This window comes from Paraburkholderia solitsugae (assembly GCF_013177695.1).
In the GTDB taxonomy this organism is placed as follows: domain Bacteria; phylum Pseudomonadota; class Gammaproteobacteria; order Burkholderiales; family Burkholderiaceae; genus Paraburkholderia; species Paraburkholderia solitsugae.
The window spans coordinates 74,761-94,722 of record NZ_WOEY01000002.1 but is presented as its reverse complement, the minus strand read 5'-3'; the positions used below and the strand labels follow the sequence as shown (position 1 = coordinate 94,722).

17 protein-coding genes and 1 pseudogene are annotated in these 19,962 nt (G+C 58.4%); 9 read left to right on the top strand and 9 right to left on the bottom strand.

Going from position 1 to position 19,962, the window contains the following annotated elements; all coding sequences use genetic code 11:
* Positions 1–145: 145 nt before the first annotated feature.
* Positions 146–1,567, bottom strand: a complete 1,422-nt coding sequence (locus GNZ12_RS00410) for a pyridoxal phosphate-dependent decarboxylase family protein (RefSeq protein ID WP_172308498.1) — start codon at positions 1,565–1,567, stop codon at positions 146–148.
* Between the two features lie 530 nt (positions 1,568–2,097).
* Here GNZ12_RS00410 and GNZ12_RS00405 point away from each other — a divergent pair.
* On the top strand, positions 2,098–3,264 hold the full coding sequence (locus tag GNZ12_RS00405) for a hybrid sensor histidine kinase/response regulator (RefSeq protein WP_172308497.1): 1,167 nt from the start codon (positions 2,098–2,100) through the stop codon (positions 3,262–3,264).
* Positions 3,265–3,371: 107 nt separating this feature from the next.
* On the opposite strand, the gene GNZ12_RS00400 is transcribed toward GNZ12_RS00405, so the two are convergent.
* The 3 genes from GNZ12_RS00400 to GNZ12_RS00390 form a co-directional block, all read right to left on the bottom strand.
* On the bottom strand, positions 3,372–5,921 hold the full coding sequence (locus tag GNZ12_RS00400) for an ATP-binding response regulator (protein WP_172308511.1): 2,550 nt from the start codon (positions 5,919–5,921) through the stop codon (positions 3,372–3,374).
* A 17-nt stretch (positions 5,922–5,938) separates the two neighbouring features.
* Positions 5,939–7,165 carry a hypothetical protein gene (locus GNZ12_RS00395; RefSeq protein WP_172308496.1) on the bottom strand — a complete coding sequence of 409 codons (1,227 nt, stop codon included), beginning with the start codon at positions 7,163–7,165 and terminating at the stop codon, positions 5,939–5,941.
* A 362-nt stretch (positions 7,166–7,527) separates the two neighbouring features.
* Complete coding sequence (locus GNZ12_RS00390) at positions 7,528–8,220, bottom strand: NnrU family protein (protein WP_172308495.1); 693 nt, start codon at positions 8,218–8,220, stop codon at positions 7,528–7,530.
* A gap of 483 nt (positions 8,221–8,703) precedes the next feature.
* On the opposite strand from GNZ12_RS00390, the gene GNZ12_RS00385 reads away from it, so the two are divergent.
* Positions 8,704–9,123 (top strand): DUF1801 domain-containing protein, encoded by a 420-nt coding sequence (locus GNZ12_RS00385; RefSeq protein WP_172308494.1) that lies wholly within the window; start codon positions 8,704–8,706, stop codon positions 9,121–9,123.
* A gap of 107 nt (positions 9,124–9,230) precedes the next feature.
* On the opposite strand, the gene GNZ12_RS00380 is transcribed toward GNZ12_RS00385, so the two are convergent.
* The 4 genes from GNZ12_RS00380 to GNZ12_RS00365 all read right to left on the bottom strand — a co-directional run bounded on the left by GNZ12_RS00380 (position 9,231) and on the right by GNZ12_RS00365 (position 13,265).
* A complete protein-coding gene (locus tag GNZ12_RS00380; protein WP_074288924.1) occupies positions 9,231–10,001 on the bottom strand; it encodes an ATP-binding cassette domain-containing protein in 771 nt (256 codons plus the stop codon).
* Complete coding sequence (locus GNZ12_RS00375) at positions 10,001–10,966, bottom strand: ABC transporter permease (protein WP_407947670.1); 966 nt, start codon at positions 10,964–10,966, stop codon at positions 10,001–10,003. The genes GNZ12_RS00380 and GNZ12_RS00375 overlap by 1 nt, the downstream gene beginning before the upstream one ends.
* A 32-nt stretch (positions 10,967–10,998) precedes the next feature.
* Positions 10,999–12,087 carry a sugar ABC transporter substrate-binding protein gene (locus GNZ12_RS00370; protein WP_172308492.1) on the bottom strand — a complete coding sequence of 363 codons (1,089 nt, stop codon included), beginning with the start codon at positions 12,085–12,087 and terminating at the stop codon, positions 10,999–11,001.
* 443 nt (positions 12,088–12,530) lie between these two features.
* Positions 12,531–13,265 carry a FadR/GntR family transcriptional regulator gene (locus GNZ12_RS00365; RefSeq protein WP_172308491.1) on the bottom strand — a complete coding sequence of 245 codons (735 nt, stop codon included), beginning with the start codon at positions 13,263–13,265 and terminating at the stop codon, positions 12,531–12,533.
* Between the two features lie 232 nt (positions 13,266–13,497).
* Here GNZ12_RS00365 and GNZ12_RS00360 point away from each other — a divergent pair, with 232 nt between their 5' ends.
* Genes GNZ12_RS00360 through GNZ12_RS00350 form a run of 3 tightly spaced genes read left to right on the top strand, consistent with a single transcriptional unit; the run spans position 13,498 to position 14,716 of the window.
* Positions 13,498–14,040, top strand: coding sequence for a helix-turn-helix domain-containing protein (locus GNZ12_RS00360; protein WP_172308490.1), 543 nt, complete (start codon positions 13,498–13,500; stop codon positions 14,038–14,040).
* The gene (locus GNZ12_RS00355) at positions 14,037–14,453 is read left to right on the top strand and encodes a VOC family protein (RefSeq protein ID WP_172308489.1); all 417 of its coding nucleotides are present in this window, start codon (positions 14,037–14,039) and stop codon (positions 14,451–14,453) included. Before GNZ12_RS00360 ends, GNZ12_RS00355 begins: the two co-directional genes overlap by 4 nt.
* Positions 14,450–14,716, top strand: coding sequence for a hypothetical protein (locus tag GNZ12_RS00350; protein ID WP_172308488.1), 267 nt, complete (start codon positions 14,450–14,452; stop codon positions 14,714–14,716). The genes GNZ12_RS00355 and GNZ12_RS00350 overlap by 4 nt, the downstream gene beginning before the upstream one ends.
* A 176-nt stretch (positions 14,717–14,892) precedes the next feature.
* Here GNZ12_RS00350 and GNZ12_RS00345 read toward each other — a convergent pair.
* Positions 14,893–15,057 (bottom strand): annotated as a pseudogene (locus GNZ12_RS00345) (transposase); the annotation flags it as partial.
* A 415-nt stretch (positions 15,058–15,472) separates the two neighbouring features.
* Here GNZ12_RS00345 and GNZ12_RS00340 point away from each other — a divergent pair.
* From GNZ12_RS00340 to GNZ12_RS00325, 4 genes are all read left to right on the top strand, one after another.
* Positions 15,473–15,697 carry a hypothetical protein gene (locus GNZ12_RS00340; protein ID WP_172308487.1) on the top strand — a complete coding sequence of 75 codons (225 nt, stop codon included), beginning with the start codon at positions 15,473–15,475 and terminating at the stop codon, positions 15,695–15,697.
* A gap of 122 nt (positions 15,698–15,819) precedes the next feature.
* Positions 15,820–17,637, top strand: coding sequence for a glutamine--fructose-6-phosphate transaminase (isomerizing) (gene glmS / locus GNZ12_RS00335; protein ID WP_172308486.1), 1,818 nt, complete (start codon positions 15,820–15,822; stop codon positions 17,635–17,637).
* A gap of 213 nt (positions 17,638–17,850) precedes the next feature.
* A complete protein-coding gene (locus GNZ12_RS00330; protein WP_172308485.1) occupies positions 17,851–18,147 on the top strand; it encodes a hypothetical protein in 297 nt (98 codons plus the stop codon).
* 12 nt (positions 18,148–18,159) lie between these two features.
* Positions 18,160–19,803: a DUF2334 domain-containing protein gene (locus tag GNZ12_RS00325; protein ID WP_172308484.1), complete on the top strand. Its 1,644-nt coding sequence runs from the start codon at positions 18,160–18,162 to the stop codon at positions 19,801–19,803.
* The last annotated feature ends 159 nt before the right edge of the window (positions 19,804–19,962 follow it).

Genomic DNA, 19,962 nt, shown 5'->3' with positions numbered 1-19,962 from the left:
CTTCGCCGGTACTGGGTGGACGGCCAGATGGGACCCTTACGCGCTGGAGCGTGAACGGTTGGTTCGCCCAGCGCGTCGAAGGACTTTTCTCATCGGAAACGTCCGCCGTTGCGGTTACTTGTATTAGCCTGGACCCGGCCTTCCGTTACGCGGTCCGCTCTTGCAATACCCGTGCTACCGCTGCAATTGCACGCGCCACATCCTGCGCATTGGTTTGCCAGTTGCATACTGACACGCGCATACAACGCTTCCCTCGCCACGTCGTGTTGCTGAATAGCGCCTCGCCACTCGCCAGAACCGCACTGGTAATAGCGTCAGTCCATCGGCCGTGGTCGCTCTCCGTGGCTTCTGGACGGGGATCCAGAAAGCGAACCAGGCCCTGATTGATTTGTGGCGCCCACACCAACTCGGCGCCGGGAAGCGCGGCGATGCCAGTCACGAGGCGATGCGCTGCATCGCAACAGCCTTCGATCAAAGCGACGACGCCTTGACGGCCCAGTTGTCGCAGCGCGGCATAGGTTGCCACACCTCGCCCACGTCTCGACCAATCAGGATTCCAGTCCTTTTGTTCGCGGACCTGATCGTTGTGCGAGATGTAGCTTGCCTCGTAGGACATCGCGTTGCGATGCGCCTCAGGATGCGCGACGAAGGCAAAACCGCTGTCATACGGCACGTTCAGCCATTTGTGTCCATCGGTTGCCCACGAATCGGCATGCTCGACGCCGAGCAGCAGATGTTGATAACGTGCGCTGACGTTGGCCCACAGGCCGAAAGCACCGTCGACATGGACCCATGCGTTGTAGCGATGCGCGAGCGGGATCAAGTCGGCGAAACAGTCATACGCACCAATGTTGAGGTCGCCCGCCTGCAGCAAGACAATGGTGGGTGTGTCGGGGGCGTTCTTCAACGCCTGTTCAAGCATCGCCGCGTCCAGTTGGCCCGCCTGATTGGCCGGCAGTCCTGTCACCGCGCCTGTTCCCATCCCCAGCAAGCGCGCTGCTCGCGTGATGCTGCCGTGAAATTGATCGCTGCTCAGGATACGGATTGTCGGTGCGCCGAACAGGCCGTCTCGTTCAACCTGCCAACCTCGCCGCGCGAGCAATGCGTTTCGCGCTGCCGCCAGCGCAGTAACGTGCGCCATCTGACAACCGCTAGTCAACGCGAAGCTGGCGTGATCCGACAAACCAAGCAGATCTTTTAGCCAGTCTCCGCACGCCTCCTCAATAACCGCTACGGCGGGGCCGCATGCGTACGATGCCGCATTTTGATCCCAGGCGCTGGTCAACCAGTCCGCTGCCAGTGCCGCGGGCAACGATCCGCCTATGACCCAACCAAAAAATCGGCCGCCGGCACTCCCCATGATGCCGCCGGTCGTGTCATCGACCAGCTCATCAATCACCTGCTCGGCGGACATGCCCTCGCTGTTGAGCGGCTTCACCAGGCGCTCGCGCAACGTTTGCAGACTTGCGCCGGCTGCAACAGGGCTATGCGCCAGGTTTTCCAGATGCGCCAACGAGTGGTTCAGGGCGTGCTCAAGTGCAGGGCGAAAAGCGGATGTGTCGTTCATTTGCATTTCCAGAGTGATGAGACGTTCCGAGAACCCGCGTCGTTCCCAGCTTGTGCCACAGGCATCGGTGCGATTACCCGGCATGCGCGAGCGGTCATTCGACATAGGTACCGAGACCGTACACAAACGGACTGACGTCGCAGCATGCTGGGCACAATCCGACCGGAATGAAGCGGTTGCCCGGTAGAGCCTACATTGAATTTTTCACTTCGCTTCGCGGACTTTGAGCCTCGTCGGTAGCATCCTGATTCTATGGAAAATTACTGCGCGAATGGATGCCATCTTCCTGTTCTGCCGTCAGCGTTCTACGGACCCTGGATGGTAGAATAAATTCGCGCTTTGCCGATCCAACGACCTCGTCTGCTTTCGAGAAGTGACTCAGCGCAGGCGCGACTGTGAGCGGCTGCGACTCTGTCACAGCAATAGCAGACGGCCTTACAGTCCATCCAGTTAGCATAAGAGGAATCCGTGGATTGATGCGCAGCCCGTAACGGAACACGTTTGACCTGCCGCGACCTGCTGAGAACACGATGAGTGACACGATGCAACCGCCGTTTTCCGTTCTCTTCGTCGACGACGACGAGATGTCGCGCAACCACTTCGCACGCGCAATCCGTGAGGACTACTGTGTGCACGTGGCTCATAGCGCAGACGCGGCGATTGCGGTGTTGAACGAATACGGGCCGGAGATTGCCGTACTGGTGACTGATTTCCGCATGCCGGGGCGCGATGGCGATGATCTGTTGCGCCAGGTGGCGCAGGAGTATCCGCAAATCGTGCGCATACTTGTGACCGCCTATGCCGATAAGGACATGCTGTTGCAGACAGTCAATACCGGTGACATATTCCGTATTCTGGAAAAGCCGCTTCGGACGGAATCGGTGCGCGAGGTCCTGAAACTGGCGACCGCACGCTATACCGAGCGGGAAACGCGTCAACAACAATTGTTGGCGATGGATGAGACGCTTGCTTTCCTCGCTCACGAGCTCAATACGCCATTGGCAGCGATCTCGCTTTTTGCGCAAGCCGTCGAGTCCGACGTTGCTGAGCAATACGATCCGGAGCGCCAAAAGGAAATTGGTCACGCCGCAACGTCAATGCTTAACAATGCGCAGTATTGCCTGACGCTGATCTCGTCCTTCTGGGCGACGGTGCACAAAAGTGGCGGCCAGCAGTCTGCGTCGGGCAGTGGACTCCGCGAGGTCAAGGCGACGCGATTGATCGCTACCTTGCTCGATACCTATCCGTTTAAGGGTTCGCAGCGCGATTGGATACAGGTCGACGTGCAAGGGGATTTTGTTGTGCGCGCAATGCCCAATTGCGTGGCGCTCGTGCTCTCCTCGTTGTTGTCCAACGCTTTGCGTGCGCTTGACGGTTCAACCGCGCCTTCGTTGCGCCTCGAAGTGGCAGGTGGCCCCGAACCTGAGATCCGTGTTCGCGACAACGGGCCGGGGATTGCACCGGAGATAAAAGCGCGTTTGTTGCTCGATCCCGTTACGACTCACGCCGGGGCCGGCGGGCACGGTATGGGCATGATCTTTTGCAATCGCATCATGCAATCTTTTGGTGGGTGCCTCCGGATCGAATCCGCATTGGGTGCGGGCACCACAGTAACGATGGGTTTCCCCAGTTTAAGAAGTCGAATGCACACCGCTCACGATAAGGCGGCACCTGACGGTCAGATGGTTTGGAAATGAGATCGAGATTTTCTCATCGATCAGGAATGCGCCTGGCGTGAGCGAAGGGCGCTTTTCCAGTAACCATTTGAGTCTTGTCGACGAACCCGCATGACGCCCGTGGGCTATCAGTCATTCAGAACGTCCCGATGATCGCGACTTGCTTTGTCCGAAGCGAAATAGGTCTGCAGCGCGTCGGCTGAACGGCCGCCCAGCGTGCAAATTCGCGCAAGCCAGTCGGGTTCAGAAGGCCATTCGCCTTCAACTATCCGCGGATAAATCTGCCTCGCGAATTGATGCAGCGCTTTTGCTCCGATATTGCCACTGACGCCAAGAAGGAGGTGCAATTCTCCGTGCATCGATTCGAGGTCCAGGGCTGCCGCGCTGGTAGGGAGTCGCGCTACAAGCGAGCGAATCTGCTCAATGCCGTTGAGGAACGATTGGTCCAATAGATCAAGCGCCGCGAGTTCTTCGAGGTGTTTCTCGTCGAGCAGACCACCTTCCTCAATTGTCGAAACCTTGCCGATGGGTTTTACCGACGTTTGTGCTAGATCCGCCTTCGTTGGCGCATTCAAAGCACCACGTTGCTGGGAAAACTGTCTTGCAAGGCAGGCATAAAGAGAACCGACCTGCACAGGTTTTACCATGACCTCGTTCATGCCCGCATCCAGGCATGCCTGCACAGCGCCGATATCGGATTGGCTGGTCAAGGCAATGATCGGCACGTTGGCATACGAGTCGGTGCGAGCGCGAATTGATGTGGTTGTTTCCACGCCGCCCATTCCAGGCATATTCATATCGATGACGATGGCATCGACTGTATCGTCCTCCTGCAGTTGAGCCAGCACGGCCTGCCCATGTTCGGCTTCGACAACGTTCGCGCCGAATCGCTCCAGATAGGCTTTGGCAACCAGCCTGCTGTAGGTGTCGTCGTCCGCCACCAGGATCATTTTGCCGACGAACCCGTCGAATCTCTGGCTCAGATGGTGCCGAGTGCCGTTTTCGAGGAGCGTCTGGAGCGAGGTGATCAATTCCACCACGCTGGAGGACTTTCTGATAATTTCGTCCATGCCGGCTCTTCTGGCGAGGACGCGTACCACATTGCCGGGCTCTGCCGTGTAGGCGGCGATCAGAACATTCCAGTTCGGGTTTTCACGATCGGCGCGAATTTTCTCGGTGGTCGTGTAGCCATCCAGAATCGGCATATTGACGTCCATCAGTACGAGGTCGTAGAGAGACGACTGTCGGAGCATGGTCAACGCTATCTGCCCGTTTTCCGCCTCGCTCACGTGTGCGCCCGCCTTCAAAAGCGCGCGACGGGTTGCCGCCCGCTGACCGGCGTCGTCGTCGACGAGGAGGATGTGCTTCCCGTTGAAAATGGGAATGGCACGTTCAAAAATCGTATGCTCGTGATCGGCGACTTCGCTTTCTGATACGACTGGAAATTGCAGCGTGAATTGCGTGAATTTTCCAACTTCCGACCGGCAGCTAATGGTGCCGCCGAATGCGCGCATCGCGCGCTGGCAGTAGGCTAACCCGAGTCCCGTACCCGCCGCATCTCCTGCTGTACGGAACGGCTCGAACAGATGCGGCAGAATCTCAGGTGAAATGCCGGTGCCCGTGTCACGAACGATAACCGACTGCCGGTCGACCGTGAGTGTGAGCGTTGCTGAAGGATGCGTGACAATGTGATGGAGTGCGTTCTTGATCAGATTGAACAGGGTGAACAGATAGACGGTTTCGTCGACCTTGAACGTGAAATCTTCCAGCACAACGAGCCTGACCTTACTGCGCTCCTTTTTATCGCCGAAGCCATACTCGTCCAATGCTTTACGTGTGGTAACCGCCGCACTCAGATAGGTGAGGTAATCTGAGCGGATGGGTTTTGCACTGACCTCGTCCAGCGTCATCGCGATGATGCGCAGGCCTCGCTCAATGGATAATTGGCCGTGGGCGAGATGACGATACAGGACTGCCGCACTGTCGCGCGACAACGCCGGCGCTCGGTTGGCTTCTGCCGTCGCGGGCAGCGCCTCTTCCACGCGATCCAGAACGTGCTTCAGTTGGCTGAGGGGATTACGCATTTCATGGGCGATCGAACCCGCGAGCGCCTTTAATGCCCGGTTCTTTTCAACAAAGATGCGTCCTTTGCTGATTGCATGACTAAAGGCCATACTGCACAACACGACAACCGGCAGTAATGCGAGATCCGACTGATTGGCCGGGCTTAAAACGATCGCCACAGGCGAGGTGACCACCGCAGCCAGCGCGCCGGAAAATACGCCAATGCCTATGCAGGTCATCAGCAACAGCGGGTTATCGATGCACAGCGCCAGAATGAAGATCATCATGACTTCGGTCATCATCCACATCGTGGAGAATGAATTTCTGATCGCGAGGAACGTACAGACGAACGGCAATACGTAGATCAGGCAGCAATGCCAATAGATCAGCAGGTAGCGGTTAAACCGCTTCGGCCAATGGGCCTGAAAAATCAATGGAATGCAGACGGCCGCCGCACTCAATCGAAGGAAAAGGCTGTCGTACGGCTGTGGCAGGACGTAAGTCCAGACGACGTAGTAGATGGGGTGGCACAGGAGGCCGAGTGCGCCCCCCCATCGAATTGCGAACCGGCTTCGTTCCAGCAAATCCCGCATGCTCTCGCGCGGTATCACCATCTGGCCTCCAATGCCGTTCACGACCCTATCAGTTCATGCCTGCCACGATGTTGGGCATCCAGGGTGATTGCCGAACCGTTTTTACCGTGAAAAGGTCCGACCGAAAACCCGTACTTCTTCAGAAGGCCGTGAGTATATGAAACGGACCACACGGGCGGACTGCCGACGATGAAATCGGAAGCGATGCCTTCCTGCCAGGCTGCATAGCCTTCGGCGAAACAGGTATAGCAATCGCGGGTGGTCGGCAGTCTGAACGGGAACACGGTGTTGAGTCCGGCAGGACCACGCGCGAAGCATTCAATATATAGCGTATGAGCTCGTGATGCGAGTTCAGCCTCGACGCTTGCTGCGCGGGGATGAGAGTCGTCGATCCAGAACTGTGCCCGTTTGAGGTCAGAAGCGGTGAGGTAGGGAACACTGGTGCTGCTGGCCAGGATCGCACCATCGAACTTCGGCAGTGGAGTGTCCGGACTGAAGGTGTGCACCGACACCCGGGTGCGTCTCATCAGATCCGCTGCCATCAGTTCCCTGGCTTGTTCCGTGAGCAGGTTCACCTTGTCCGGCAAATCGATCAGAACAAGCTCTTTCGGCGCATCTTTGTAGAGCAGGTATTTAGCTACCGTCGTGCCGAGCCGTCCGGCTGCGCCAAATAGAGCGAGCTTCGTCCTGCCGAATTCGAGGTCAAGTTCATTGCAGCAGTGGATGGCCCAGTCTTTCAGCATCGAGGCGGTAGCCGCGTGGCCCGTCGTGATATGAGGTGGCTTGGTATGACGCGGCAGTGCGCCATAGTTGCAGGCGTAAGGGGTGGAGGCGCCCATCGCCACCATGTTCAATCCCGCCTGCCTTGCCAGTTCAAGGGCCGGGAAAAATTGCGTCTCCCGAAACCGCTTGATACCACGTGGGCTTCCGAGCCACAACTCAAGGGGAACCGGACACGCAATGTTGGCCCCTATGACTTGGGATCCCGAATAAATAGGCGATGCAATGAAAGGTTTGGTTTTCCAAAGCTCCTCTTCGAATGACGCGTTTCTGTGTTTCACATTGTGAAATGAAAATGAAAGCGTATCCCAATCCGTAGCGTGAAATAAAAAACCAATGCCGCCCTGATTTGTGGGCAGATTGTCCCGTATTTCTTCGGGGTGAATGGTGCGTTTTAGCGCCAAAGGCGCACTATTGGAGTGAAGACTAAGCGTGCCGTAACCGTCGCAATCGGTCGATATTTCCTTATGAAGAGACGTTCTCATTTGTTTTTTCCTTAGGTTGAACTTACGCCGAATGGCCAGCGCAGCGTCGCCAGTCAGGATTGACCGACGATTCTTCAACTCTAGAGATATCCGGTACTGTTTGTCCGTGTGTTCGTTCGCATGACGGAGGACGGCAGAGCTAGCACCGGCTGAGCAAATAAGCGGTAATCATCCCCACAAGCGCTCGCTTCAGGATTTGCGTTCCTGACGTGCCCCTGTGTGCGGCGTCATGAATGACGGCTGCAACGGCAGAGGAAAGGACTTGCGCAGCCGCAGCAACCGATTCGCGGCCACGGCGGTTCCTCGACGACGTGACTAGCGCCGTGTAGCGCCGGATTGATGTTATGGACTCCGATCTGCGGCTACAGCCAGCGCCAGATGCCCGCGGCCCAACCGGCGAGTGGCATATGAGCCCAAGTCGCTACGAGCCAGACGACAAGGCCGCCCAAAAGCGTGTGCAAGCCGAACCCGCCCAGCTGCGCACGGCCGGCGATGATCGCCGCGAACGGCAGGTAGCTCGTCTTCGACTCCCATTCGGGCCAGAGATCGGGCTGGAGTTGCTCCTTCTTCCGGTCCTGCAATGCGGCGCCGACGAGCGCGAGGAGGACGATAGCCGCTGAGAGTACGATGTTCTTGGCCACCGGGAACACCGCGATGTGGCATAACCCCCAAAGTGCGATTGACCACATCATCGGGTGGCGCGTCACCGCGAACACGCCGCGCGCCGTTTCCGGGAACGCGCTGGGCCGACCGCCGGTGGGAAGCGCCGGGTTGCGAATCAGAGAGCCCAGCAGGAGGATCGATGCGATCAGCATGACCACGGTCGCAACCGCCCAGAGCCCGTTTCCTACCGGCCATATTAGTGCCGTCACGGGTGCCTTTCGGTAGGCCACGATCAGCCAACCGAGTGTCAAGAACGCAACCAGCGAATAGACACCCTGGAACCCCGCTTCGCCAATTGCGCGGACCAAACGGCTGCGCAACGGATGGGACAAGAGAAAGTGACTGCCCACGAAGGCGACTGCCGCCGCCGCAACTGCGCTGGTGCTTCCCATTGGCCCGGCTCCTGAAGTTATATCGTTGGCTGACCGTATTACCCTCATTCGCAAAGAAGCGTCGCCGGACGGGTTCGGCGCTGCCGGCATGGACCATACTTCGGCGTCGAAGAGGGCTTCATCTGGACATGTCGTCATGGCAATGTAAGCCGCTATGGCGGGGCATTGCCCTTGTTCCATACTCCGTACCGAAGATTACTACTTCGTGTGCCGCAAAAGCCAAACGGCCGCTTTGGAGCGCTGTGGCATCGCGCAAAGACGCTGCGAACGCCACAACGTAGCCTTAGACGGACAGACGTGCCGCGTCGCCTCAACCGTTAAGAAATCTGCCGACTCGTCAAGCGGTCCCAACCAGTTGCTCGTGCGCGTGGGCATCCGTACGCTGTTCTGAATGTCAGATGTGCGCCTCATGTAGTAATGTAGTCGCCACATCACTATTGTGGTCGCACGAAACGGGACCAGAACTCGAGGCATAGAGATCCAATGAATCCATCAGAACGCATTGACCAACTGATCGCGGAAATCACGGACTGGCGTGGCAAAACGTTCGCCAGCATCCGCAAGAGCATTCTTGAGGCCGACCGGGAGATCATCGAGGAATGGAAGTGGATGGGAAGCCCGGTGTGGTCTCGCGACGGAATGATCGCGGTCGCCAACGCCCACAAAGGGAAGGTGAAGCTTACCTTTGCCCACGGGGCGCATCTCCCCGATCCTGACAAGCTGTTCAACGCGGGCCTCGAAGGCAACGCGAGGCGGGCGATCGATTTTTTCGAGGGCGACAAGATTAATGTGCGTGCTCTAAAAGATCTCGTCCGTGCTGCTATTGATTTCAATCTGAGCAAGTTGAAGAAGAATGCGCCTGCAAGTACTCGAGCCAAAGTACGCAAAAGTGAAGAGGCATGAAGCGACAGCTTTTTCTCGCGTGTGTCTGGCTCACCCGAGTCTGCCGCTTCTGAAAGCGCGGGTAGCTCACGCCCAACTCGAATGCTCACCTATGTGACGGTCTGGTGTCAGTTCGTCGTTGTGCGCATTGCCCGATATTCGCGCCGCACGATATCCATCAGTTCCTCGACCGACGTGCTGGCCGCCTCCCGCTGGTAAGTGACACGTCCGCGCTGCATCAGCATCACACGATCCGCGATGTCGAGCGTTTGGGCGTAGTTGTGCATGATCATGACGATAGACAGCCCCCCTTTGCTCTTGAGCCGAAGGATCAGGTCGATGATCAGTCCAGCCTCGCGGGCGCCCATCGCGGCGAGCGGTTCGTCAAGCAGCAGTATCCTTGCATTCGAATTGACCGCGCGAGCGACCGCGATAGCCTGTCGCTGTCCACCGGAAAGCTGTTCGACCGGCAGGTCGACCGAAGGCACGTGCACGCCAATTTCCTCAAGACACTCGGCGGCGCGCTCACGCATTGCGCGATTGTTCAACAGGCGAAATGGCCCTCGACGGATGATTTCCCGGTTCAGAAACATGTTGTGATAGATGCTCAGCGAATTGGCAAGCGCCAGATCCTGGTAGACGCATTCAATGCCGAGCGAGCGGGCGTGATCAACGGAGCGAAGCAGCGTTTCTTCGCCGCCGACAAATAGCTTGCCGCTGGTCTGCTGATGAAAGCCCGTCAGAATCTTGATCAGTGTCGATTTGCCCGCGCCATTGTCGCCAAGGACGCCAAGGATTTCGCCCTGTCTTAGCGTCAGCGACACACCATCGAGCGCGGTGACCGCGCCGAAACGTTTGACGATATCTTCGCCGCGCAGCGCCTCCAGCACCTCGGACATTACAACTCTCCCTTGCGCGCGAGACGAACCACGTGGATGTTGAAGATCATGGCCCCGAGGATCGCCGCGCCGAGAATCATGTTGAAGGTGAAGGCGTTGATGCCGATCAGCGTGAAGCCGTCGTTGAGAATGCCAAGCACCGCCGCTCCGATCAGCCCACCAATGATCGTGCCCGATCCACCGGCGAGCGGCGTGCCGCCAATCACGGCGGCGGCAACGGCAAGAAACATGATCTGGTTTCCGCCCGCTTGCGGATCGATCGACGTGATGCGAAAACCTTCCAGGATCCCGGTCAAGCCGGCAAGCACCGCGGCAAGAATGAAGTTGCCGAGCTTCAGGCGCCTGACCTGTATCCCCGCTTCGCTCGCGCCCAACGGATTCGCGCCCGACGCGATCGTATGCAAACCCCAGCGTGTATGACGAAGCAGCACGTGCATGACGGCGGCAATAGCAAGCGTCCAGATGATTTCGCTGTAACCCCATCCCCCCATGAACGCCGCTAGCGCGGAATCCTCCGGTGGCGAAACCGGCGTACCCCGCGAGATCGTCAGTGTGAGGCCGTTCACGAAGAACAAGGTACCGAGTGTCGTCACGAAGGATGGGATACGCAGATACACCGTCACCGCGCCGTTAATCAATCCGACGAGGCCCGCTGCAATAACGCCGATAAATATCGCGAGCCATGCAGGCAAGCCAGCTTCGATCGCGAAATACATGATGAAAGGCGCAAACGCGAAGACCATCCCGGCGGAAAGATCGATCTCCCCACCGATCATCAGCATGATTTCGCCAAAGGCAATGATCGCGACCGGGGCGATGAACTGCGAGAGATTCTGAAGACTCGCGCTGGTCAGCAGGAAGTCATGGTTGACCGACTCGAAGTAGATAGAGAGGATCAACGCAACCGCAAAGATGCGAATTTCACTGGAACGTCCGAGCGCGCCTGACCAGCGCCTCGGACGTATCGCGGGTTTTTGAACGTCCGTCACGGGAGACGTCACCCTTTGATCGCACCCGTGCGTGGCACGATCTGGGCTTTTGTGCTCTTACCTTCATAGCGTGTCGACGTGTTCAGGTACGGATCGACGGTGCCCTTGGTGACGAACTTCAAACCTGTGTTGACATTGGCCGGCCCCACGAGCCCACCGGAGGCGAGAAAGATGAAGGCCTCCACGACCGTATAAAAACCCTGCACGTACGGTTGCTGGTCGATCGTGAAGTCGAGGAAGCCCTCGTGAATCAGATCGACGGTGCGCGGCAACAGATCGAAGCCACCGCCGTGGACGCCTTTGGACGGCAGGTTGGATTCTTTCATGACCTCGGCGACGCCCTGGGTGCTGCCCGCGTCCACCGCAAACATGCCTTTGAGATCCTGATGGCCGAGATAGAAGGACTTGATCTTCGATAGCTCTTCGTTGACGGTCGCGCCGGTTGCGATGGTCTGCACGTCGATCTTCTTGCCCGATTTCTTGATGGCGGCGGCTGCACCGTCAAGCCGTGGCTGAATGTTGAGCTGGCCTGGCGTGGCGATAAAGAGCGCGACGAGGCCGCTGTCGATGAGGTTCGAGATTCGCTCGCCCATCTGATAGCCAGACAGATAGAGATCCTGACCGATATAGGCAAGGCGCGGATTCGCCGAACCTGCGGGCGCGTCGGCGTTATAGGCGAAGACGGGAATGCCGGCGTCGAGCGCGGCCTGGATCGGTTTGTCGAACGCCTTCGGGTCGACGATCGGTACGGCGATGGCGTCAGCTTTGCCGGCTATCGCCGCGTTGACTGCGTTCACCATTTCGCCGATATCGGCATTGGCCGAGCCGGTCCACTGGTAGTCCATCCCCAGCAAAGCGGTCGCATCCTGAATGCCGTATTGCGTCGGCACGAAGAACGGGTTCGTTGTGACGTGATTGACGAATACGATCTTCCACCGCTTGTGCGACGGGAACGAACCGCCTTCCGCCGCCTGGGCCGGCGTGATCATTCCACCTATACCGCCCATGAGCGCTAGTGCCGCAGAGAGGCCCGCGCCCTGCAACAATCCCCGACGCGTGCCTTGCACTTCGCCCTTTTCTTCCTTCTCTTGCGCCATTTCAATCTCCCGTCTCTCAATAGTTGAACACTTCACTGTCCATGACGGCGCAAGCAGGAAAAGCCCCGGCAAGAAAAGCACCGGAGCCGGGCATCACCTTTCATGAAACCCACGTGCACGCGCGTACGCATGACTACCCACCAGAAAATGCTATATCACGCCCTTTTACCTACTAATCGATGTATACCCTTAACTAGTCCGACTAATTAATTTTTTTGCGGTGCAGCGCGGCCTCCCGTATGCGCATCCGGCAGTGCAGGGCAACACGATGACGGGACAGGTCTGGCTCGTTGGCCGCGGGTCATGCATTGTCGATATGATCTGCACGATGTGCCGCTTTAATAGTATGACTATCGAGTTAGCGCCCGGAGGAAGCTGGACATGCGGAGCGGAAAGCGCCCGCTACGTTCTGCCAATGGGTCGGCTGAGCCGCCACGTTCGGATTAGGGTTGTGTCTGAAACTGGCTGCCGGCTTCCAGAACGCTCTCGGCGTCCGCGCGCGCATTGTCGAGCTGGACCAGACTGGCATGCCGCGCGCCCAGTGGGTCACGGCTCTGGATCGCAGTGAGAATCGCCTTGTGACGCGGTAACGAAAGCGCATGCGTGTCGGGATGACGACTCGTCAGCTTGATCGATTCCGACAGGGCAAGCGACAGCATGTTGCCAATATAGGCCAGCAGGTCGTTGTGAGAGGCCGCCATGATCGCGCGGTGAAACTCGAGGTCCGGATCCAGTAGCGCGCTTGCGGTTTCCGCACGTTCCATCTGCTCGTAAGCCGATGCAATGCGCGCAAGATCTTCGCTTGTCGCAGCCGTGGCGGCGAGGGCAGCCGCCGCGGGTTCGATAACGCGGCGCACGGTCAGGAGGGAACTGAAGAACTCGCCTTTCGGAACGCTGTTGATCGTCCAGTACAGGACGTCGGGGTCAAGCATATGCCAATCCGCGCGCGGCTTAACAACACTGCCGACACGCGGTTTCGACACGACCAGCCCTTTTGCCACCAGCACCCGGGTGGCCTCGCGCAGCACTGGGCGGCTAACGCCGTAGCGCTCGCACAGGACAGCCTCAGCTGGCAACCGCTGGCCCGGTTGTACCTTGCCGCCGACGATATCCATGCCGAGCTCCTGCACAATGCGGCCGTGCAGGCTCTTGCGCTGTTGCAGATGACGGTAGTCCATGGTCAGCGATCGTGGTCGTGTCCGGCTCAGTTTTGTGCCGACCGGTGCGGCGTTCTGGATGGCACTGACCTTGTCGTCGACACGGATAGCGGTTTGTTTCGTGGAGATACGTTGTCGATTTAAGCATAGCACGCGATATCTGGCGTGAGCCGGGCGCCGACGCCGATCTTGCTCGACGCTCCTACGGTGGTAACCCTAAACTACGCGCATACCGCCAGCCTTCCCGGAACTCATGGCCCCTCGCGAAGACCATCACGACCAGCCGTTTGCCTCGTCCCCTGCACCGGCCGGCGAAGACGCATTGCAAGACCCGGCTTTGCTGCGCCGCCTGCTACGCGCCAAGGACCGCATGGACGCCGCCTCGCAAGAGGCCTGGCCCGTCAAGCGCCTGGCTGAGGTCAGTGGCGTCTCCGAAGCGCACTTTGCGCGTTCCTTCAAGCGTGCCTTCGGCCTCCCACCGCATCGCTACCTGCTGACACGGCGCATCGAGCAGGCCACCACGCTGCTGCGCGACACCGAGCTCAGCATCACGGACATTGCCTTCGCCACCGGCTGGGAGAGCTTGGGCACCTTCGGGCGCACCTTCCACGACATCACAGGCCAAAGCCCCAGCGCCATGCGCCTCGAGGCAAAGGCCAACACGCCTCAACTCGACCGCGTGCCTGCCTGCGTCCTGAAGGCCGCGCAGCGCCCCGACCTCACCATCGCAGTTTTGGAGAAGCGCCGCCGCGTGGCCAAAGATACAGTCCCGCCATCAACCAAGGAGGAATCATGAACCAAGGTATTAATGTGGTGGGCCTGTACGTCGATAACCAGGACGAAGCGCTCACCTTCTACGTCGACAAGCTCGGATTCCGCGTCCACACAGACGTGCGCAACGGCCCCTACCGCTGGCTGACTGTCCAGCATCCGGATCAACCCTCGTTCCAGCTCGGCCTGTTCGCACCCGGCCCGCCCATCCACGACGAGGCCACCGCGCAAACCCTGCGCGCGATGGTCGCCAAGGGGGCCATGCCGCCCCTCGTCCTCCTGGTGGCCGACTGTCGCGCCAGCTACGCCCGGCTGAAAGCCAGCGGCGTGGAGTTCACCCAGGAGCCGGTCGATCGCTTCGGCAGCGTCGATGCCGGTTTCCGCGACCCCGCCGGCAACGGCTGGAAGATGATCCAGGCCCCGAAGAGCACGACATGAACACCGGCACCTGGATTCGTCAGTTTCATCGATGGGTATCCGTCGCCTTCACGCTGACGGTTATCGCCAACTTCGTCGCCATGGCCCATGGAAACGGCTGCCCGCCGCCCTGGATCACCTACGCGCCGCTGTTGCCGCTGGCCCTCCTGCTGTTCACGGGGCTTTACCTGTTTGCGCTGCCTTACTTCAGCCGCCACCGCACCCATCCAAGCCAATCGATAGCCAGGCGCGGCAGCGCATCACCCGATTCGGGTGTTTCCTGACTCAGGTAATGCGCCGCCGCGCTGTTTATCAGTGACAACCCTCTGGCTGCTCGCGCACGCGTTGCGATGCCAGTGTGGTTGAACACTGAGCCTGGTGATTGGGCCGGCGACGGCTGGCGATGGAGAAAACGGCATGCACCGACTCAGCTTGAATACCAAACTGTGGCTGCATTACTGATTACGTGGCTTGGCCTGCTGGGGCTCGGCGGTTCGGTCCGCAAATAGGTCTCACCGGTGAACACCTGCCAGTATGGGTTCTCCACCCATTGCCAGACGACCTCTTCGTCGGACAGATCGAACGCATGCTGCAAATACAGCAGCCCCGCAATCAGGCGCGGCGACGGCGTTAATGCGCCAGGTTCCTGAAAATCTCACAACACCATTTCCGCTTCAAAGCTCCGTCGCACGAGGCCATCCGGGTTATTCATGGCGGACTATTTAGTCTTACTAAAATATTTGATAAGACATATGAACTCACCGTTTGCAATTCGATCGGCAGCATGGATTCTGGATATGACGATATGACGATATGAAGAAAGAGTCAGATTCACACCATAGCGGTCTATAACTCTGTGACGCCATCGAGGTGAGGAAAGTCAGAACGCCCCTTTTTCATTGGCGAAGTATTTCCAAATGTTGGGTACACCTCACTTCTTTGATTTGGCGTGAAAGACAATGCAAGCACGTCGAAATGCTTTTGACGGTGACGCACTGAACCGGATCTATCAGCACGGCTTTAATGTGATGAAATGATCAATGAAACGAGGTTCGTTGATGCCGCCGCGCGAGTGCACGCAAGTTCACGCAGTCCTCCGTGCACACTTCATCGCGTCCGACGCTGTGTATTTACTTGTATTGAAACAGGCGTTCGACTTGGTGCATCAAAATGGCCAGCTCAAAAAATCAACCTATCTCCAACGCCGTGGATGGGGTGATTTTGCAAGCTTGCGCCCGCAAGCATATGCGTTCCGCGCCACCTAAGCCGCACAATCCTCTGATCATCGCAGCGCTCCTATCCCGCATCGTCGATACCGTCCGCACGCTTGAGCGTGCGGGCCTTCTCGTGCGCCGCCTCCAGGAAGCTTTGTAAAGGACAGACCACCATGTGCGGTATTGTTGGCGCGGCCGGGCAACGTGACATCGTTCCGATTCTGATCGAGGGACTGCGCCGCCTCGAGTATCGGGGCTACGATTCTTGCGGTGTTGCGGTGCTCGCGGACGGTGAGCCGCGCCGTGCCCGCAGCGTCGCCCGCGTGGCGGATCTCGATGAACAGGTGCGCCGTGCGCATCTCGACGGCGTAACGGGCATCGCCCATACGCGCTGGGCCACACACGGTGCGCCCGTTACGAACAACGCCCACCCGATCTTTTCGCGTGGCGCCGTGGCGCTAGTGCACAACGGCATCATCGAGAACTTTGTATTTCTGCGCGATATGTTGCGCGTTAAAGGTTATGAGTTCGTCACGCAGACGGATACGGAAGTCATTACGCACCTGATTCACAGCGTTTATCAGGGCGACCTCTTCGCGGCCGTGCGAAAAGCCGTGCGGCAGTTGCAGGGCGCATATGCGATTGCGGTGATGCACAAGGATCAGCCGCACACGGTCGTCGGTGCTCGCAGAGGATCGCCGCTCGTCGTCGGGCTCGGGAAGGGCGAAAATTTCCTCGCGTCGGACACGCTCGCGCTCGCCAACAGCACCGACCGCTTCATCTTTCTCGAAGACGGAGACGTGTGTGAGTTGACACTAGAACGCGTACGCATTGCCGATCACGATGGGCACGACGCCGGGCGCGAGGTGCGTACCGTCGTGGCGTGCGGTGGCGCGGTCGAGCTTGGGCCGTATCGGCATTTCATGCAGAAGGAGATCTTCGAGCAGCCGTGTGCGATTCGCGACACGATCGCGAAAGCCGATTCACTCGATTCACCGCTTTTCGACAAGGTGGCCGGCAAGGTCTTTTCGAAGATCGACAGTCTGCTGATTCTCGCGTGCGGTACAAGCTACCACTCGGGTCTGACCGCAAAGTACTGGTTCGAATCGATTGCGAAGATCCCGACGCAGGTCGAAATCGCAAGCGAATATCGCTACCGCGATTCGGTGCCGAATCCGAAGTCGCTTGTCGTCGTCATTTCGCAGTCAGGCGAAACCGCGGACACGCTCGCAGCGCTCAAGCATGCACAGTCGCTGGGCCACAAGCACACTCTCGCAATCTGCAACGTTGCGGCGAGCGCGATTGTGCGCCTCACCAAACTGGCGTTCCTCACCCAGGCGGGTAGGGAGATCGGCGTCGCTTCGACGAAGGCCTTCACGACGCAACTGGCGGCGCTTTTCCTGTTGGCCGCGACGCTCGGCAAGCTGCGCGGCTACGTGGATTCCGCGCTTGAGGCAACCTACGTTAGGCAGCTGCGGGACTTGCCGGCGGCGCTTAGCGCTGTGCTCGCACTGGAGCCGCAGATTATCGCGTGGGCTGGGGAGTTTGCCCGCAAGGAAAACGCGCTTTTTCTCGGACGCGGTCTGCACTATCCGATCGCGCTCGAAGGCGCGTTGAAGCTGAAGGAAATCTCATACATTCATGCCGAAGCGTATCCTGCCGGCGAACTGAAGCACGGACCGCTTGCGCTGGTGACCGGGGCCATGCCGGTTGTCACCGTTGCACCGAACGATAGGTTGCTCGAAAAGCTGAAGTCGAACATGCAGGAGGTGCGCGCGCGCGGCGGTGAGCTCTACGTGTTCGCGGACGCGGATACGCGCATCGTCAACGACGAAGGATTGCATGTTATCCGGATGCCGGAGAACTACGGTTTGCTCTCCCCGATTCTGCACGTCGTGCCGTTGCAGCTGCTCGCATACCACACGGCGTGTGTGCGGGGAACGGATGTCGATAAACCGCGAAATCTGGCCAAGTCCGTGACGGTTGAGTGAGCGGGTTGATTTAAAAGTTTGTCCACAAATTTCAAAAAAAGTGGGTAAAGCGGGTTGTCAGGCAGATTTCAGACTGGTCACGAGACCAGCCGGACTGGCCGGGCGACAAGCTGGTGGCACACGCGTCATGACGAACGCTCGCCACTCGATATATAGATAGCCGGGGATTCATTAAGTCTGCATAGCACGGCATAACCGAATCAGGAGGCAGCCATGCGTTCTCGACTAGATTCCTCGTACAAGTCCCCACTGCGTTCATTCGCAATGGCCATGACCGTCACGGTCGTTTTTCAAGGCGCCGTTGTGTCACTCGATGCAGTCGCACAAGGAAAGAGTCCCGGCCAAAGCGCCGCGATCAAGGCCCCTGCGCTGCCGAACGGCTCTGCGCAGGTCGCCGTGAAGCCAGGCATGTCCGGCGCAGAGTGGAAAAATGCCTATAAGGAAACCGGGCGGCCTCGCTTCGATCGGAAAACGGTGAAGCAAGTCGGCAACACTGTCGAACGCGATTAGGGAGAATCAATCATGAAAAAGTTCATTCTCGTTGCTGTCCTGCTCGCCGGATTGACGCAGTTCATGCTGCCTGCTCCCGCGCGCGCGCAGGCCACGACGGCTAGCACGCTGATCCTGTATGACAATCCGGCCAACGACCCTTATTCGAAGCTCGGGCTGATGTACGCCATCATGCTTCGCAACCTGCTGGGCCACTTCAATGCGACGGTTAAAATCGTGCCGGTGCAGAACTACACATCCGGGATGATCGCAAGCAACACGGCTACGTTCTACATTGGCGACTACTACAACAATCCGCTTCCGGCCGCGTTCATGAACGACGTGATGACGGCGACGAAAACCGTGGTCTGGTTCAAGTACAACTTGTGGCAAATCGCGTGGAATACCTCATACACGTTCAATCAAACCTTTGGTTTTAGTTTCCTCGGGCTTGCCGGTCTGAACGCGACGCCTTCGTCAAGCAACCCCAATCCCGGGTTCTACGACACGATCACGTACAAGAATATGCCGATGGTGAAGTACTACTCGTACGACGCATCGACAGGCGCCGTAAACGCGGATCCGGACGTCGGCCTGACGCAGGTGCTCGACTCGACCAAAGCGCAATCGCTGGTGACGGTGACGGATAGCCAGACGAAAGCGACGGCGCCCTATGTCATGAGATCGGGCAACTTCTGGTATTTCGCGGATCTTCCGTTTTCGTACATCGGCCCGACTGACCGATATCTGGTGATCTGCGACATGCTGCACGACATTCTCCAGACTAACGCGGCGACCAACCACCGCGCGCTGGTGCGATTCGAGGATCTCGACGCTTTCACGACGACGTCTTCGATGAAGACGCTGACGAATTATCTCTATTCGAAGAAAATCCCGTTCACGATGGCGACCATTCCGGTTTATACGGACCCGAATGGCTATTACAACGGCGGCGTTCCTGAAACCATTCACCTTGCACAGGCGACAGGGTTGAAGAGTGCCTTGAATTACGCCATCACCCACGGCGGATCCATCGTCATGCATGGCTATACCCATCAATACGATTCGACGCCGAATCTCCAGAACGCAGTCAGCGGCAATGACTACGAGTTCTGGTATGCCGTGCAAGATCGTCCGGTGGATGAAGACTCGGAGCCGTGGGCGGCCGGCAGGATGATAGAGGGGCTCGCCGAATTCACGTTGAACGGATATAAGGTGGCGGGTTGGGCGGCGCCGCAGTATCAAATGTCTCCGAACGCCGCGGCGGCGGCTGCACTTGAGTTCCCCACGTCGTTCCAAAGGGCGGTTTATTACACGGCTACGGATCCGCAGTTGGGTACAGGTGCTCCGAACCAGGATTTTTCTGCGGGGCAGTTTTTCCCGTACATCATCAACTCCGACTACTACGGCGAGCGGATCATCCCGGAAAACCTCGGATGCATTCAATACAACATCTGCACTATCGATCCGTTTTCCTGTGTGACGTACCCGTGGCAGCAGCTGGTCACGAACGCTCAATACGGTCTCGTTGTGCGTGACGGCTTTGCATCGTTCTTCTTCCATCCATACTGGCTCGAGTCTGGATTGAACGTGCCGGCGTACAGCGATTTTCAGAGTCTGATCACCGGTATCACCAACCTTGGCTATACCTGGGTGGACGGAACCACCGCCAAATGACGAAGGTGCGGTTGTGGATGGGTGCGATCCGCGCAGTTCAGGCGCGGATCGCACAGTAAGGCGAATCCCACAGACACTCGCGCCAGTGTCTCGCACTCTGAGGCAGCAGTTATCTGTTCTTGCGTACGGTAAAAGAATCATCTACGAGCGGACATTATT